The following is a 1,120-nucleotide window of genomic DNA, read 5'->3' as shown; positions in this document are numbered from 1 at the left end:
GCCCTGAGGGCGCGCTGTGGCGGTGGGACGGGCTGACCGCCAGCGCCGACGCGCCGACCGCGGCCGCGCAACGCCTGGCGCAAAAGAACCGGCTGGCCGAGCTCGATGCCGAAGCGGTGCAGGCGACGCTTGTGCTGCGCGAGGCCGAGGCAGTGCTCGCACAGGCCGAACAGTCGCTTCGCGAGGCCAGCGAGGCCGAGCGCGCCGCGCGTCAGGCCGGACGCGACGCCCAGCACGGGCTGGACGCCGCCCGCAACGCGCTGGCCGAAGCCGAAAAGGCCGGCGGCGAGTTGGCGAGCCGGCGCGCCGCCCTGGACGAGGCCCGCGCCCGTATTGTCGACAGTCATGAAGAAACTTCGGCCGCCTTTGCCGAGGCGGAAATGCTGCTGCAGGACGCGCCCGATCTCGGCGACCTGCAGAGACAGCACGAGCAATCCTCGGCCAATGTCGCCCGCGACCGCGCCACGCTCGCCGATGCGCGTGCCGTCCATGAAGGGTTGCGGCGGGAGGCCGAGGCGCGTTCGCGCCGGCTCGATGCGATCGGCGCCGAGCGCAGCAACTGGCTGGAGCGCGCCGAGAACGCTTCGACGCAGATCGCCTCGCTGGGCGAACGCAAGGCAGAGGCCGAGGCCGAACGCGAGAGATTGGCCGACGCACCCGACGAGATCGATGCCAAGCGGCGCGCCTTGCTGTCGCAGCTCACCGAAGCCGAGACCTTGCGCAAGGCGGCAGCCGACCGTCTGCAGGAAGCGGAGAACAGGCAGGCCGAACTGGACAAGGCGGCCACCGGCGCCATCCAGTCGCTGGCCGAGGCGCGCGAGACCCGTGTCCGCGCCGAGGAGCGCTTGACCGCGGCCGACGCGCGCCGGCTGGAGGTCGAGGCGCGCATCCAGGAGACGCTGAACACGCCGCCACATCTGGTCATCCGCCATACCGGGCTGGAAGCGGACGATCCGATGCCCGAAATGGCCGAGATCGAGCGCCAGCTCGACAGGCTGAAGATCGAGCGCTCGCGGCTCGGCGCCGTTAACCTGCGCGCCGAGGAAGAGCAGAAGGAGCTTTCGGACCGGCTGGAGACCATCGTCTCGGAGCGCGAGGACATCATCGAGGCGATCCGCAA

Annotated in this window: 1 pseudogene; it reads left to right on the top strand. The window is 71.1% G+C overall.

From position 1 onward, the window contains the following. A pseudogene (locus FJ980_RS33405) lies at nt 1-1,120 on the top strand (chromosome segregation protein SMC); the annotation flags it as partial.

Source organism: Mesorhizobium sp. B1-1-5 (genome assembly GCF_006443065.1).
Taxonomy (GTDB): domain Bacteria; phylum Pseudomonadota; class Alphaproteobacteria; order Rhizobiales; family Rhizobiaceae; genus Mesorhizobium.
The sequence above is the reverse complement of the archived record's forward strand: the minus strand, read 5'-3'. Positions and strand labels throughout refer to the sequence as shown.